Annotated in this window: 15 protein-coding genes; 11 read left to right on the forward strand and 4 right to left on the reverse strand. The window is 49.6% G+C overall.

Annotated elements, in window-relative coordinates; all coding sequences use genetic code 11:
• Positions 1-44: 44 nt before the first annotated feature.
• A complete protein-coding gene (locus tag JUB14_RS09170) occupies positions 45-1,148 on the forward strand; it encodes a mandelate racemase/muconate lactonizing enzyme family protein (protein ID WP_207505558.1) in 1,104 nt (367 codons plus the stop codon).
• Positions 1,149-1,166: 18 nt separating this feature from the next.
• On the opposite strand, the gene JUB14_RS09175 is transcribed toward JUB14_RS09170, so the two are convergent.
• Complete coding sequence (locus JUB14_RS09175; protein WP_207505559.1) at positions 1,167-2,948, reverse strand: ABC transporter ATP-binding protein; 1,782 nt, start codon at positions 2,946-2,948, stop codon at positions 1,167-1,169.
• 327 nt (positions 2,949-3,275) lie between these two features.
• Between JUB14_RS09175 and nusB the strand changes: the two genes are divergently transcribed.
• The 6 genes from nusB (at position 3,276) to coaE (ending at position 7,081) form a co-directional block, all read left to right on the forward strand.
• Entirely contained in the window at positions 3,276-4,505 is a 1,230-nt protein-coding gene (gene nusB, locus JUB14_RS09180; RefSeq protein ID WP_207505560.1) for a transcription antitermination factor NusB, read from the forward strand.
• A gap of 80 nt (positions 4,506-4,585) precedes the next feature.
• Positions 4,586-4,888, forward strand: a complete 303-nt coding sequence (locus JUB14_RS09185) for a YtxH domain-containing protein (RefSeq protein ID WP_207505561.1) — start codon at positions 4,586-4,588, stop codon at positions 4,886-4,888.
• 13 nt (positions 4,889-4,901) lie between these two features.
• Entirely contained in the window at positions 4,902-5,348 is a 447-nt protein-coding gene (locus tag JUB14_RS09190) for a DUF1573 domain-containing protein (protein ID WP_207505562.1), read from the forward strand.
• Positions 5,349-5,397: 49 nt separating this feature from the next.
• A complete protein-coding gene (gene yajC / locus JUB14_RS09195; protein ID WP_207505563.1) occupies positions 5,398-5,703 on the forward strand; it encodes a preprotein translocase subunit YajC in 306 nt (101 codons plus the stop codon).
• 68 nt (positions 5,704-5,771) lie between these two features.
• Entirely contained in the window at positions 5,772-6,467 is a 696-nt protein-coding gene (locus JUB14_RS09200) for a YbbR-like domain-containing protein (RefSeq protein ID WP_229367604.1), read from the forward strand.
• Between the two features lie 5 nt (positions 6,468-6,472).
• Positions 6,473-7,081, forward strand: a complete 609-nt coding sequence (coaE, locus tag JUB14_RS09205) for a dephospho-CoA kinase (protein ID WP_207505564.1) — start codon at positions 6,473-6,475, stop codon at positions 7,079-7,081.
• A 9-nt stretch (positions 7,082-7,090) separates the two neighbouring features.
• Here coaE and JUB14_RS09210 read toward each other — a convergent pair whose 3' ends face one another.
• The 3 genes from JUB14_RS09210 to JUB14_RS09220 form a co-directional block, all read right to left on the reverse strand.
• Positions 7,091-8,917 carry a DNA polymerase III subunit gamma/tau gene (locus JUB14_RS09210; RefSeq protein ID WP_207505565.1) on the reverse strand — a complete coding sequence of 609 codons (1,827 nt, stop codon included), beginning with the start codon at positions 8,915-8,917 and terminating at the stop codon, positions 7,091-7,093.
• A gap of 30 nt (positions 8,918-8,947) precedes the next feature.
• On the reverse strand, positions 8,948-9,772 hold the full coding sequence (locus JUB14_RS09215) for a glycoside hydrolase family 16 protein (RefSeq protein ID WP_207505566.1): 825 nt from the start codon (positions 9,770-9,772) through the stop codon (positions 8,948-8,950).
• 133 nt (positions 9,773-9,905) lie between these two features.
• Entirely contained in the window at positions 9,906-10,781 is an 876-nt protein-coding gene (locus JUB14_RS09220) for a glycoside hydrolase family 16 protein (RefSeq protein WP_207505567.1), read from the reverse strand.
• A gap of 53 nt (positions 10,782-10,834) precedes the next feature.
• Here JUB14_RS09220 and JUB14_RS09225 point away from each other — a divergent pair, with 53 nt between their 5' ends.
• The 4 genes from JUB14_RS09225 (at position 10,835) to JUB14_RS09240 (ending at position 15,348) form a co-directional block, all read left to right on the forward strand.
• Positions 10,835-11,839 (forward strand): GSCFA domain-containing protein, encoded by a 1,005-nt coding sequence (locus JUB14_RS09225; protein ID WP_207505568.1) that lies wholly within the window; start codon positions 10,835-10,837, stop codon positions 11,837-11,839.
• Positions 11,840-11,943: 104 nt separating this feature from the next.
• Positions 11,944-13,050 (forward strand): Mrp/NBP35 family ATP-binding protein, encoded by a 1,107-nt coding sequence (locus tag JUB14_RS09230; protein ID WP_207505569.1) that lies wholly within the window; start codon positions 11,944-11,946, stop codon positions 13,048-13,050.
• 63 nt (positions 13,051-13,113) lie between these two features.
• On the forward strand, positions 13,114-13,377 hold the full coding sequence (locus tag JUB14_RS09235; RefSeq protein ID WP_207505570.1) for a NifU family protein: 264 nt from the start codon (positions 13,114-13,116) through the stop codon (positions 13,375-13,377).
• Positions 13,378-13,602: 225 nt separating this feature from the next.
• Complete coding sequence (locus tag JUB14_RS09240; RefSeq protein WP_207505571.1) at positions 13,603-15,348, forward strand: D-alanine--D-alanine ligase family protein; 1,746 nt, start codon at positions 13,603-13,605, stop codon at positions 15,346-15,348.
• Positions 15,349-15,467: the final 119 nt, after the last annotated feature.

Genomic DNA, 15,467 nt, shown 5'->3' on the forward strand with positions numbered 1-15,467 from the left:
TGGCACCCCTTTTGAAAAACTCTTCAACCTTCATTTCTTACCCAATGACTATCACTCGCGTTGAAATATTTAAGCTCAGCATCCCGCTCAAGGCACCCGTAACCATTGCCATTGGTACCATTGAGGAGTCCCGGAATATAGTAGTAAAAATCCATACTGAGGACGGTATCTACGGGATAGGAGAGGGCTCGCCCTTCTGGATGATCGTGGGTGAAACGCAGGAGACTTGCTTTGCCGCTGCTCAGGATTTCGCGCGCCTGCTCATTGGACGTAACGCTTTGGATATAGAGGGTTGTCTTGCCGCCCTGGACCGGTACCTGACCCGAAACTACACCTGCAAAAGCGCCTTTGATATGGCCCTGTATGATCTGGCGGCCAAGCAGGCCCGAATGCCCTTGTATCAGTACCTGGGAGGGGAAAAACGCAGCATCACCACCGACGAGACCATATACATAGGTACACCGGAAGCTATGGCCGCTGATGCGGTGCAAATCAAAGCACGCGGCTCGGAGGCCATCAAAGTCAAGCTGGGTACCAATGCCCCGGATGACATCCGGCGGGTAAAGGCTATCCGCGAAGCCATCGGAGCGGAACTACCTATACGGGTGGATGCGAATCAGGGCTGGGATTACGTATCAGCCGTGAAGGTACTTAAGGCCGTAGCCGACCTCAATGTGGAGTACTGCGAGCAACCCGTGAAGCACTGGAACTACGAAGACATGGCGCGGGTACGGCATAATTCACCCGTACCGATCTGTGCTGACGAATCCCTCTTTACGCATACCGATGCCTTCCGTCTGGCTCAGATGGGGGCTGTGGACTACTTTAATATCAAGCTTTCCAAGAGTGGAGGCATCAACAATGCCCTGAAGATCAATGCAATCGCCGAGGCGGCGGGTATCTCCTGTATGATCGGCTGTATGTCTGAGAGCCGCCTGGCCATCACGGCTAACGCGCATCTGGCCTCCGCCCGTACCAATATCCGTTTTTACGACCTGGATTCCGCTTTCGAGCATGCGGTGGACCCCGTTCTGGGCGGAGCCCAGTACCACAACCATTACCGGCTGGAATTACCCGAGTCCCCCGGTCACGGGGCTGATCTGGATGATAAGTACCTGAGCCGGATGGAGCGGGTGGAGATAAAGTAGCAGGCTTTACCTGGCTGGTTATACCTCTTCGGTCTGAAGCTGTTTTTCGTAAAGCTCGCGGTAGGCGCCGTTCTTTTCCATGAGTTCGGTATGAGTCCCCTGCTCTACGATCTTCCCATCATCCAGCACTATGATCCGGTCGGCCAGTTTGGCGGAGGACACCCGGTGCGAGATGATCAGGGACGTACGGTGGTCCATGATCCGCTTCAGGTTGTTCAGGATGATGTTTTCGGTATTGGTATCTACCGCCGAAAGACAGTCATCCAGGATCAGGATCTTCGGATCGCGGGCAATGGCGCGGGCAATCGAAAGACGCTGCTTCTGCCCACCGGAGAGTGTAATACCCCGCTCGCCCAGTCGGGTGTCAAAGCCCTTGGGCAGGTCTACGATATTCTGGTAGAGGTCAGCGTCCTTAACTGCCTGCTCTATTTTATCTTCCGAAATGTCCGGAGAACCAAAACGGACGTTGTTGGTAATTGTATCCGAGAATAAGAACACATCCTGTGGTACGTAGCCCATCTGCTGACGCAGGTACTGCACATCGTAGTCCCTGATAGGCTGTCCGTCGATCAGGATTTGACCCTCGGTAGGATCGTACAGGCGGGTGACTAGCGTAGCCAGGGTACTCTTGCCCGAGCCGGTAGTACCCAGTATGGCTACTGTTTCACCGGCTGCTATATCCAGGTTAAAATCATGTAGTGCCCGGATACCGGAATCAGGATAAATAAAGCCTACATGCTGGAAGTTAACAGCTCCCTGCACCGGAGTACGCAGATTCTTATCGGAAACCAGGTGGTTTTTCTCTTCCATGAACTCATTGATACGTGCCTGGGAAGCAGCCGCCCGCTGAATCTGGCTGGTGGTCCAGCCCAGAGCCATCACAGGCCAGGTCAGCATGTTGACGTACAGGATAAACTCCGTAATATTACCGGGGGTCAGGTTGCCGTTGATGATCTCCTGACCACCCACATACACTACCAGGACGTTGCTCAATCCTACCAGTAGCAGTACCAGGGGGTAGAACAGTGCATCTACCTTGTTCAGGCGAAGTGATTTATCCTTGAAGTCTTTGGTCTCCCTCTTAAAATTATTAATAGAGTGCTTCTCCTGCACAAAGGCTTTTATAACCCGTATACCCGAGAAAGCTTCCTGTACGTAGGTAGAGAGGTTGGAGAGCTGACGCTGAATCTCCTCTGACCGCTTTATAATAATACTATTAACAATATAGATACTTACTGAAAGCAGGGGCAGGGGCAGCAGCACATAAAAAGTCAGCTTAGTACTTACTGTTAGCATGTAGGTGATCACCAGTATAAACAGTACGATCAGGTTCATGCCGTACATCAGCGAAGGTCCCACATACATCCGCACTTTACTGACATCTTCCGAAATTCGCGCCATAAGGTCTCCCGTGTTGTGACGGCGGTAGAAGCTCATCGGTAGCGACTGGTAGTGCTCGTAGATGTCGTTCTTCAGATCATACTCGATATGCCGCGACATCACAATAATGGTCTGACGTACCAGGAAGAGGAAGATCCCTTTGAGCAGCGCCATGAGCAGGATCAGAAGACCGTACAGCAGGATAGCGTTTTGGAATACATCGTACATCCGGCCCTGGATGGCTGCTCCATCAAAAAGGTAATAAATATCCAGTGTTTCGCGTACCAGGTCCAGCGCATAGCGTACCAACTGAGCTGGTATAATTCCAAAGAGGTTGGAGATAATGGTAAATACAGTGCCTAATATCAGGTACCACTTGTATCTAATAAGGTATTTGTTGAGGTACGCCAGTGCTTTCACGTGAACAGTATTTGAGGAACAGGGAAGAATTCAGCCTACCCTTTAACAGGTTTCTAACACAGATAAATCCTAAATCGTTGCAAAAATAACCCCCATAGAGTGGGAGTATCTTCCGATTGTGAACAAAAAAATCTAATTTTGCAGATAAATAAAATTATCTGAAGTATTCAGGCAATTGGGGGTTCTTTAGTAACCAATCTGTCGTTGCCTGTGTTTTGTTCACAGTAAAGGTACAAGTGAAGTAAGGAATTGTGAACTACTTTTTTTAAAACATACATCGTTCTTTGCTTTACTGCCACATTCAATTACCAATAGTAGTCCGGTTAGATGCTGAATAGAAGATTATTAAGAACCAAGGCTGTACAGGCCCTGTACGCCAGCCGTTTAGCGGCTGATGCCAACCGTCTGGTAGCCATTGATGATATTGCCGAAGTGTATGCTCCCGACCTTAACTCCATGGAGCCCCAGAATCGCGAGAAACTGGAAGGTCTGAAGCGACTTGCCGTTATGACCTTTGATGAGATCATCAAGAATGGCAAACCCAATGAGGACGAAGATATTCCTTTCGAAGTCATTCAGACGGCCCGCAAGGTGTTCAATGGATACGAAAAAAAGCTTGATCCCAAGCGTGACAAAATAGCGGGTATCTATCCTTTCTTCAACGGATACAAGAAACAGACTGAACTGGATCGTCAGAAAATGGTACGCCGGGTACTGGACGAAACGGAGGCGATCTACGACGAGTTTCTGAACGTACTTCTTCTGATGGTTGAGTTGGGGCATCAGTCCAAAATAGACCGTGAACGGGAGTTTGTCGATCCGGAATCAGATTTCCCGAGGGAGTCAGGCCTGGATAACAATGTGGTAATCCTGAAACTACAGAACCATGAGCCCCTGCAGCAGGAAGTAATCCGGCGCGGCATCAGCTGGGGGAATGATATGGCGATTGTACGTAAAACGTATCGCGAAGCCCTTCGTAATGACGAAGACTACATAGAGTACTGCAAGAAGAACAAGCACACAGCAGAGGAGGATGAGCAAATGGCCCAGCATGTGTTGCGTAAGATTATCCTTAAGCATGAAATACCCGTTGAATTCTTCGAACAGCGTGACCTGTACTGGGTAGACCACAGTGAGCTCATTCGTAGCCTTGCTATCAAAACATTAAAATCAGCCGAAAAGAACGGAGAGCTTCAACTGGCCACTCTAACCGACGATTGGGAGGGAGATCGCTACTTTGTGGAAGAACTTTTCCGCCGGGTAATCGAGAATGATGAGCAGTATGAAGCCTATCTTAATGATCAGTTGAAAAACTGGGACCTGGAGCGCATAGCCCTGGTGGATATGATCATCATGAAAACCGCTCTGGCTGAGCTGATTTACTTCCCTGGTATACCGGTAAAGGTATCTATCAATGAGTACATCGAGATAGCTAAGCGGTACAGTACTCCCAAGAGCGGAAAGTTTGTAAACGGGGTACTGGATGTACTGGCCGAAAAACTAAAAGCCCAGGGTATCATTAAGAAGAGCGGACGAGGACTGATTGATAATAAGTAAGAGTACTCTTCCGAATTGGAACATTGGGAAGAGTATTGTTAATTTATAGCAGCGAACTAAAAACTGTAATCAATATAACCATGAGTTCAACTAGCCGTACACTACTGGCATTCCTGACCGGCTGCGCTACAGGCGCCGTGCTGGGTCTACTATATGCTCCTGATAAAGGAGAAGTAATGCGTGACCGACTATCATATCGCCTCTCCAAATACCGGGAGGAGCTCGAGCAACTGATTGCGGACCTGATTGAAGGAAAAAATCTTCCTGAAAGTCTTGCCAAAGTTGAAGGCGAACGCGTCGTAAGCGATGCCCGCGAAAAGGCAGAGCGACTGCTTGAGGATGTGGACCGGCTGATGGCCCAGATAAAAAGTCAAAACCATTGATCTTAGCTGATTTATGAAAAAAATACTAGTTGCCATAGTGGCCCTGGGCCTGGGTGGATCAGTGGTATCGTGTGGAGGTAGTGATAGCAAGGGAGGTAGTAACGAACTACGGGATAAAATGCCGGTTCTGGCCCTGCAGGATAGTGCCGCCTATAACTTCGGTACTATCAAGGAGGGGGAAATAGTAGAGAAAAAATTCAGCTTCCGTAATACGGGTGAGTTTCCTCTGATCATTAACAACGTAACCGCCTCCTGCGGATGTACCATTCCGGAGTGGCCACGCGACCCCATTGCTCCCAACGAGGAGTCAAGCATCATGGTGCGTTTTAACAGCAAAGGCAAGCCCGGACCTCAGGTCAAGACGGTGACCGTCTATGCCAATACAGAACCGGCTATATCTGAGCTGCGACTGCAGGGTATTGTGGAGAGTGTGCCGGATTCCACGCTGGCTCAGCAGTAAATTATTATTTAATCATCCGAAACAACGACTAGAGTTAATTAATCGTACTATGCAACTTTCACTTCTGGCTCAGGCACAACCCGGTGGCTCACAGGCTATGATCTATCAGATCGTTATGTGGGTAGGTATTATCGGTGTGTTTTACTTTTTCATGATACGTCCGCAGCAGAAAAAGCAAAAAGATCAAAAACAACTGCTGGAAAACCTGAAAAAGGGTGATAGCGTCGTGACCATAGGAGGCCTGCACGGTAAAATATATACTGTAGAAGCCACTACCGTCACCCTTGAACTGGATAAAGGGGTTAAAATGACCTTTGAAAAATCTGCCATCGCTCGTACGGTTACCGCCGCCTGACCGGACTTTTAAGGATACATTAGATTCACCCTTCTCCAACCCCCGTTGGTACTATATCTTAAGAAGTTTTGAACAATCCTACTTCACGGACTGGCAAGTTAAAGACAATTGTAGTGTGCCTTCTGGCCGCTACTTTTTTCTGGTTGATGAATGCGCTCAATAAGGATAATTACTCCCTGCGCCTCAGCTATCCTATCAACTTTGTCTATAACGACTCTGCCTTTATTCCTGTGCAGCCACTCCCCAATACCGTTTCGGTAAATGTATCAGGAGATGGCTGGAATCTGCTCCGAAAATCATGGTTTAACTTCAATGCGCGTCCGGTAGAGTATAGGGTGACCAATCCTCTGACGGCCAGCTTTATCAACTCCACATCGCTTACAGATCAGCTCATCGAGCAGTTTCCCGGCATGCGGGTCAACTACGTGGTGGCTGATACCTTCGAGATTGGTTTTGAGCGGAAGATCAGCCGTACCATTCCTGTTCTGGTGGATAGCGCAGCTATCAGCATGAACGATGGCTACGTCATTTCAAGCTTCATTAACCTGTCGCCGTCACAAATTACTGTAAGTGGACCGGCCTCAGTCATTCGGCAGTACCCTGATTCCATCATTCTGGAGGTACCTGCTCGTCGTATCCAGAATAACTACGACGAAAGGTTACCTGTCCCGCTGCCTTCTCATCCTCTGGTTACGGTCAGTGAGCAAGGCGTGCTGGTAAGCTTTGAAGTAGCTCAGTTGCTCCGACCCATGCCTACGCGCTAGCGGCTATGGACAGACCTCTGCAGATAGGTATCACGGGAGGGATTGGATCCGGCAAAAGTGTCGTTTGCCGGATCCTGGCCTGTTTGGGGGTACCTATCTACGAGGCAGACGAGCGGGCCAAGTGGCTTACTAATCACGATCCTCAGCTTCGTAAAGAAGTAGTAGAGCTACTGGGGCCGCAGGCCTATAATGCGGTTGGCGCCTACGACCGCGCGTACGTAGCTTCCCGTGTATTCAGTGATCCGGTACTGCTGGAAAAGCTCAATCATATCGTACATCCCCGCGTTTTTGCTGACTCAGATCGTTGGATTGCTCGCTACGCACACGTACCCTACGTAGTTCGTGAGGCGGCTCTCATGAATAAAGCCGGACAGAAAAATAACCTTGATTATGTAGTGGTGGTGAATGCGCCGGTACAACTTCGTTTTGAGCGCACCCGCAAGCGCGATCCGCAACGCACGGATGAAGAGATCCGGGCCATTATGCAGCGACAGGTACCCGATGAGGAGCGATTAAAAATTGCTGACTTCGTTATTTACAACGACGAGTCATCCGCCCTGATCCCTCAGGTACTCTATCTACATCAACTCATTCTGGAAAAGCGGAGCTTGTAGTCTACTCTCTTAGAAATCGACATCCAGCCCCAGTGACTGCTGCAACTCCCGCAGGTAGGGGTTTTTCTCAGCCATGTAGTTGAATTTTTCCTGTGGCGTATAAGGCATACGCTTTACTTCCTGCGGGGCTACACGCGGCTCTATATTGAGCGATGATTCCTGAAAGCGCTGACGCAGGAAAGTCAGCAAGTCTCCCCTGAGAGCCTGTATAGTTTCTTTCTGCAGATCATTATCCAGTGCCATACGTATGGTAGTACCATCCAGCTCTACCTCCCGGTTCAGAGTTACTTCTTCGGTAATGGAGTCACGTTCCTGCTTACGAATCTCAATAAACTCCTTCCAGGCTGCATTCAGATTTTCTACGGTAAGCGGAGTGGCCTTTTCTGGATGATAGTGCTGCGGTTTGCTGTTTTCCTTAACGGGAGCTGTTTCCCGTATATGATCTTCGGAAAGGGTAGGGGTAAGTAGTTGCATGGTACTCCGGAGCTTGCTCACAGCCGGCCGTGGAGGGGCTGCAGTAGCTACGCCCTGAACGGCAGGCTCTGACACCGCTGCTACGGGAACAGGAATACCCGTGGGAGCGGGAGGGTGATGGGGAGCTACGGGAGGTGGCGTCCCGTTCATTATACCATTGCTTTTGGCGTAGGTGGGGGAGGCTGGCTCGGTAGTTACCGGCTGGCGAGGCTCATCTTTTTTTTTTGCCGTATCATCTACGGCTATCAGGTGGTCAAGATTAAGTACATGGCTTAAGTTAGCGAGCTTCATCAGGCACAGCTCCACGTGCAGGCGCTGGTTCTTGGCCGCTTTGTAGTTGATGTCACACTGGCTGCCCACGCTCAATGCCGACAGCAGGAAGCTCATCGGTGCCTGGGCCGACTGCGACAGGTACTTCTGGTGAGCGGTCGTTGATACCTGCAGGAGTGGTATGGTAGCCGGATCTTTGCACACGAGCAGGTTGCGGAAGTGTTCCAGCAGGCCCACCACAAACAGGTGTCCGTCGAAGCCCTTGCGCACTATTTCATCAAACAGGACCAGCGACTGCGCTACATTTCCTTCCATCAGGGCATCTGTAACCCGGAAATAGTAGTCATAGTCGAGTATGTGCAGGTTTTCGAGTACTGCCTGATAGGTAAGCTGATTGCCGCTTGAGAAGGTCACGTTCAGGTCGAACATTGAGAGAGCATCCCTTAATCCTCCATCGGCCTTCTGACCAATCAACTCCAGTGCTTCTCGTTCGGCATCAATGCCTTCCTTTCCAGCGATATTATCCAGATGGTCAGCGATGTCAACAGATCGGATGCGGTTGAAGTCAAAGATCTGACAGCGCGACAGGATCGTGGGCAGTATCTTGTGCTTCTCGGTAGTAGCCAGGATGAATATAGCATAGCTGGGGGGCTCTTCCAATGTTTTCAGAAACGCGTTGAAAGCCGCCTGCGACAGCATGTGCACCTCATCTATGATGTAGATCTTGTACGAGCCGGTATGGGGTGGGTACCTGACCTGGTCAATGAGGTTACGGATATCTTCTACAGAGTTGTTTGACGCCGCGTCAAGTTCGTGAATATTGAAGGAAGCATTGTTCTGAAAGCTTACACATGATTCACACTGACCGCATGGTTCTACGTCATCACCCAGGTTCTGGCAGTTGATAGTCTTGGCCAGAATACGGGCACAGGTAGTCTTACCAACCCCACGCGGACCGCAGAATAGGAAAGCCTGCGCCAGGTGATTGGTACGTATTGCGTTCTTTAAAGTAGTAGTGATATGTGATTGCCCCACCACCGAATCAAAGGTGACCGGGCGGTATTTTCGTGCCGATACGACAAAATGCTCCATGGGTGCAAGTTACTGCCGCGCCGCGGATTTTCAAAGCGGATTGTTATCGATCAGCTCATAAATCCGGACGTAATCCACGACCATTTTCTGGGGGAAAATACTGTCATCCACTCCCTTTTCACCTCCCCAGGTACCTCCAATGGCTACATTCAGGATCAGATGAAACGGCTGGTCAAAGGGCCACTCCCGCCAGGTATATTTGTCTTCCCGCTTATACGTAAAATTCGTCTTGCCATCTACTTTAAGCGTTATCCTTTCAGGAGTCCATTCGCAGGTATAGGTATGAAAATCAGAGGAGGCGCTCTTGATGACCATGCTGTTGCCTTTCTGAGAAAAGGCTTTATTATGAATATTGCTGTACACCCGGTTCTGGTCAAAACCAGCGTGTGCCACCAGGTCTATGCCCCCGTTATCGGGCCAGAACTCCGTACCATAGGTATTCTGACTAGCTAGAGCCCAGATAGATGGCCAGGTACCCCGGCCACTAGGCAGTTTGGCCCGTACCTCTACCTTTCCGTAGGTAAAATCCGCTTTGTCCTTAGTCACTAGTCGTGCCGAGCTGTACTGCCTGTTGGCAGAGGCCTCCTTGCGGGCTGTGATAATCAGCATGCCATCTTCGACCCGGGCATTTTCCAATCTATCGGTGTAGTTCTGTAGCTCGTTGTTGCCCCAGCCGTGTCCGCCCAGCTCGTAGCTCCACTTCTCCGCATCAGGCTTACCCGTATAGCTGAACTCCTCGCTCCACGAGGGCGTACTACCAAATGAATAATTGGATGAACTGTCGATTTCTTTCTCTTTGCATGATATAAATAAGAAAGCCAGGAAGCAGGGGTAGAGTAGGGGGGTAATCTTCATTGAATAGAGTGAGTGGTACAGATGTTTCTAATGGAACAAAGTGCTCCTTATAGTTACTGTACCACTAATCGTGCCATGTTATAGATTTAATTAAATTATTAGGGATTAGAGCCGTATGTATCTGATCCAGATGCTACCTATACTGCTTCTCTACCAGCTCATAAACCCGCACATAGTCCACGAGCATTTTTTGAGGGTATACCGTTTCGTCTATCCCTTTTTGTCCGCCCCAGTTACCACCAACAGCTATGTTCAGGAGCAGGTGAAAAGGCTTGTCAAAGGGCCACTCCTGCCAGCCGTACTGGGCCTCCTTCCGGAAGGTAAAGTAGTCTTTGCCGTCTACCAGTATGGTTACCCGCTCCGGTGTCCATTCACAGCTGTATATATGAAAGTCTTCAGAAGCTCCCTCTACCATTATGTTGTTGCCCTTGTTGGTTTTGATGGAGTGGTTAAAGGCCTTGGTGTGGATGTTGCCATGTACCCGGTTTTGATCATAGCCTACGTGCTCCATAATATCGATCTCGCCGTTATCGGGCCAGAATTTGTCCCCGTAGGTATTCTGGCTGGCCAGGGTCCAGATGGCTGGCCAGGTACCCCGGCCGCTCGGCAGTTTGGCCCGAACTTCAAATTTCCCGTAGGTGAAGTCGCCTTTACCCTTGGTGACCAGGCGGGCTGAGCTGTATTGTCTGTTGGCAGAGGCTTCCTTGCGGGCTTCAATAATCAGCATTCCATCTTCGACCCGGGCATTTTCCAATCTATCGGTGTAGTTTTGTAACTCGTTGTTGCCCCAGCCGTGTCCGCCCAGGTCGTAGCTCCACTTTTCCGGATTGGGCTTCCCTGTATAGCTGAACTCGTCGCTCCACGTAGGTGTAGTACTAAAAGTATATTCTTTGACCGGACCAGGATTGACTAAGGAGGATGGTAAGGTATTTGTTTCCTTTCCGCGGAAGGCCAGGAGTATAGATAGTAAAGAAAATGCGCCACTTACTACTACTATTGTTCGTTTCATAGGGATAAAGGGTGAGTTGGTGTTACTAATAAAGAAGATTAATCAGAAATATAATGAAGTCATTACAACTTCGGACCGAAGTAAGCATAAAGCCATCGGAGTGGAAACTCAGCAAGCAGTCGGCTATTCTGACCATGGGTTCCTGTTTTGCGGAAGTACTGGGTACACAGTTAAAAAATTATAAGTTCAACGTACTATCAAATCCTTTTGGTACTGTTTTCAACCCGGTTTCGGTAGTTAAGCTGGTGCGTATGTCATTAAACGAAGAATTGCCGCTTATGGGGCATTTCGTGATAAACAATGACGGCATCTGCCTCCACCACGACTTTCACTCGTCACTCTGGGCCCCCGACTCCCAGACCCTCGACGTAAAGCTACGTACCCGGATGGCAGAAGTAAAACAGTACTTGCTACAGACCGATACGCTGGTACTTACTTTGGGTACTTCCTTCGTGTACAGATCAGTCCGGACGGATGAATTTGTGACCAACTGCCATAAAATACCTTCAAACTTATTCAGGAAAGAGCTTCTGTCACTGGATGTCATCAACCGGGAGCTGGAAACGCTGGTAGCTATGCTAAAAAGCTATAACCCTAACCTGCGCCTGATCCTGACCGTAAGTCCGGTCCGGCATACCCGGGATACGCTACCTCTTAATCAGGTTAGTAAGTCTATCCTGCGGGTGGCCTGTCATATGCTGTCGGAGGCACATGAGCACGTGACCTACTTCCCCAGCTACGAGATTATGATCGACGACCTGCGCGACTACCGCTTCTACGAGCCTGATCTAATTCACCCCAATGAGGTGGCCCAAGACCATATCTTTCGTACTTTTGCTGAGTCATTTATGGAAGCCACTACGCTTGAATTGATCGAAGAGTGGGATGCCATACAGCGCATGCGGCAACACCGGCCTCAGCATGGTATGACCGAAGCACACCGGAAATTACTGCTGAATCTGTCCGAGCGACTGCAAAATTTGAGCGGGCAAATGGATGTGCAGCAGGAACTCATGGAGGTAGAAACGGAGCTACGCAACTTTCCGGCCCCGGAGTAAACTCATTTGAAAAGATAGGTGTTGTCAGTAGTGGACCCAACCAGATATTATTAATTAATCTATACCTCAACTACGCTTACCTCAGCCCCGGCTGATTAGTTACAATGGGAGAATTTACTGTCAATAAAGAAAAAGTACTGAAGGCCCTCAGCACCGTAGAGGAGCCCGATCTGAAAAAAGATCTGGTAACCCTTGGGATGGTGAAGGATATTGAAGTGGGCGTCGATCAGGTGAGTTTTACGGTCGTATTGACTACACCTGCCTGTCCGCTCAAAGAACTGATTCGTCAGCGTTGCGTTACGGCCATTCATACGCACATCAGTCCTGATATCGAAGTAATCGTTAATCTGACTGCCGATGTGACATCCAGTCGTCAGGGAGCGGTGATGATACCGGGAGTAAAAAATGTCATAGCCGTAGCCTCCGGTAAAGGTGGTGTAGGTAAGTCTACAGTAACTGCTAACCTCGCCATGGCACTGCACCGATCGGGTGCGAAGGTAGGTATCATTGATGCTGATATATACGGCCCCTCAATACCGGTTATGTTCGGTGCGGAGGATATGCAGCCTACTATTACGCCACGCGACGGTAAAAACTTTATCAACCCGATCAGCCAGTACGGAATCAAGATGATCTCCATTGGCTTCCTGACTCCGCCCGATAGCGCGGTAGTATGGCGTGGTCCGATGGCGAGCCAGGCACTGCGTCAGTTCTTTGCTGATACGCACTGGGGCGAACTGGATTACCTGCTTATAGACCTGCCTCCGGGAACCAGCGATATTCACCTGACCCTTGTTCAGACGGTACCCGTGACTGGTGCTGTGATCGTAACGACACCTCAGAAAGTAGCTCTGGCTGACGCGAATAAAGGTCTGGCCATGTTCAAGCAGCCCCAGATCAATGTACCTGTACTGGGTGTGATTGAGAACATGGCCTACTTCACTCCGGAGGAGCTACCTGATCATAAGTACTATATATTTGGTAAAGGAGGAGGTCAACAACTGGCCGAGCGCCATGAGGTACCCTTCCTGGGGCAGATTCCTCTGGTACAGAGCATTCGGGAAGCCGGGGATGAAGGTCGTCCGGTCGTGATGAATGACGAACCGGTAACCAGTGGTGCATTCAAGGAGGTCGCTGCTGTACTGGCTCAGTACGTTTCTATCCGGAATGCCTCGGCCGATAAGACCAAAGTAGTAGAAGTGCGCGTTTAAGAATTAACGGGTCCGTTTGATTATTTCGTAGAAATGTTGCATTTTAGCGCATATACTGATACAATGAACACAATCGAAAAAGAAAAGACAATGGGACTGATCGAGCAGGCACTCGATTCGGTACGTCCCTATCTGATAGCGGATGGTGGCAACGTGAAGCTGGCTGAACTCACAGATGACTTTATAGTGCGCCTGGAATTGACCGGTTCGTGTCAGACGTGCCCCATGAATGCTATGACCTTCCGCGCCGGCCTCGAAGAAGCCGTTCGTAAGGCAGTGCCACAAGTGCAGAAGGTAGAAGCCGTGAATGTTCCGGCCTTAGCCTGATATACTATCATTCAATAGCAGGTTTACCTACGTAAAGATTTACTATTCATAAATGCCGGCTGTACACAACTAGTATGTGTACAGCCGGCATATTGTGTTTTAAGGGGGCCAGGTTGCATAATTTGGTCGGCCTAAATCCACAGGTCCAATGAACTTACGGTGGTGCTTTTCAATTACCCCGTCAATCCCTATCTTGCGCCCTCCTCATAAAACATTGGTTACGTCATGCGTATTGGCATTTTCTTCGGGGGACCTTCCCGTGAGCGTGAGATTTCTTTTGCCGGTGGTAAAACCGCCTTTGAACACCTGGATAAACAACTATTTGAACCGGTTCCGGTATTTGTAGATAGCTTTGGGCGTTTCATTAAGCTGGACCCCCGATGGATGTACGAGGCCAGCATCCGTGATTTTTTCCCGAGCCCGGTTCAGCAGACGGATGGGTATCGCGTTTATATCGAATCATTACCCCACCTGGCGCACGTAGCGGTTTCACCCGAGATAGGTGAACTGATTACCCCCGATAGATTCAGCGATCATTTTGACTTTGCCATGCTGGCCATGCACGGTCCTGACTGCGAAGACGGAGCCATTCAGGGACTACTGGAGTGGTACCGTATCCCGTACAGCGGACCGGGACTGATGGGCTCGGCGGTAGGTATCGACAAGGTACTTCAGAACGAGATGATCGCCCTGGCCAACGGACAGGACAAGCGCATGATGGTAGTACGGTACGACCAGTGGCAACAGCAGGACCGTCAGCAACTATTTGAAGAGGTAAAGCAAAAGCTGGGAGTACCTATAGTCGTGAAGGCGCCTCACCAGGGGTCTTCCATTGGGGTAGCCATAGTCCGGCAGGATAGCTACGATGAATTTGTGATCGCTCTTAATCAGTGCTTTTTCCAGATGGAAGTAGCGGCTGACCAGTGGCAGGCTATGGACCAGGAGGCGAAGCAGGCCTGGGCGCAGCGCATCGCTAATCTGGACGAGGGGATCGGCTTTCCGGTGGTAGTGAATGATATATTCCTTTACCATCCCAAAGAACTATTTACCTACCTGAATCAGGCCTTCGCAACATCCAGCAATACGCTTACGCTATCCAGTACTAACGCCGAAGACCAGGTACTGCTTGAGACCTACGTAAGCGGGCAGGAATTTTCGTGCGGGTGTATTCAGCACGACGACGGATCTACGCTGGTACTGCCCCCAACCGAGATCATCAAAGTAGTAGAGGTATTTGATTTTAACTCAAAATATAAGCCCGGAGCAACCCGTAAGCGTATTCCTGTTACTACTACCCTGGCTAATAACCAGAAGATCCAGTACAACATCGGCCTGGTGTTCCAGCGATTAGGTATTAACGTATGCGCCCGTATTGACGGCTTCCTGACGCCGGAGGGGGAGGTTCTTCTTCACGATCCGAATACCATTCCGGGTATGTCGCCTACGTCACTTATCTTTAAGCAGATGGCTGAGATAGGGCTGAATGTTACCCAGGCTATTACTTACTTTATCAGGCAGTCAATCCGGGAGCGTATCCGTAGCGGCAAGGATACCTGGCACCTGCGGCAACTACTTCAAAAGCTGGATGATAAGATCAGTTCGCAGCAAGCTGTTAGCCGACCGGCCAAAGGCATACTCTTTGAAGCGACCGATGAGCAGTACGCCAGGGCCCGCCAGTGTTTCGGGAAGTACAATGCCGAAGGTAAATGCACGCCTGTGCCGATACTGAAAGTAGCTGATACTACGTACTATCAGCTACCCGTACAACTGATGTTCAAAGACTACGTAGAGGACTTACTGGCACTGGTTAGCGAGGAGCGTGACCCACTTCTGGTGGAAACCTCGGAGCAGGCTGCCCCACTCACTGCTTTCTACGCCGGTATGGTTGAGTATGGCATAAAAACGTATAGTAGCCTTGATAGCATCACTCCCATAGAAGATTGGATTGTTCTGGGGAGCGAAAAGATTTAAATTACTTATAGGATATATAAACCAGAAAAAGAGCTGCATAGGCTCTTTTTTTATGAGGTTCCCATTGCTATTTTTTTATATTTGTGACTGAGGGCAAGGAAAGAGTGGGTGAAATTTAG

It is taken from the genome of Telluribacter humicola, from assembly GCF_017355935.1.
In the GTDB taxonomy this organism is placed as follows: Bacteria; Bacteroidota; Bacteroidia; order Cytophagales; family Spirosomataceae; genus Telluribacter; species Telluribacter humicola.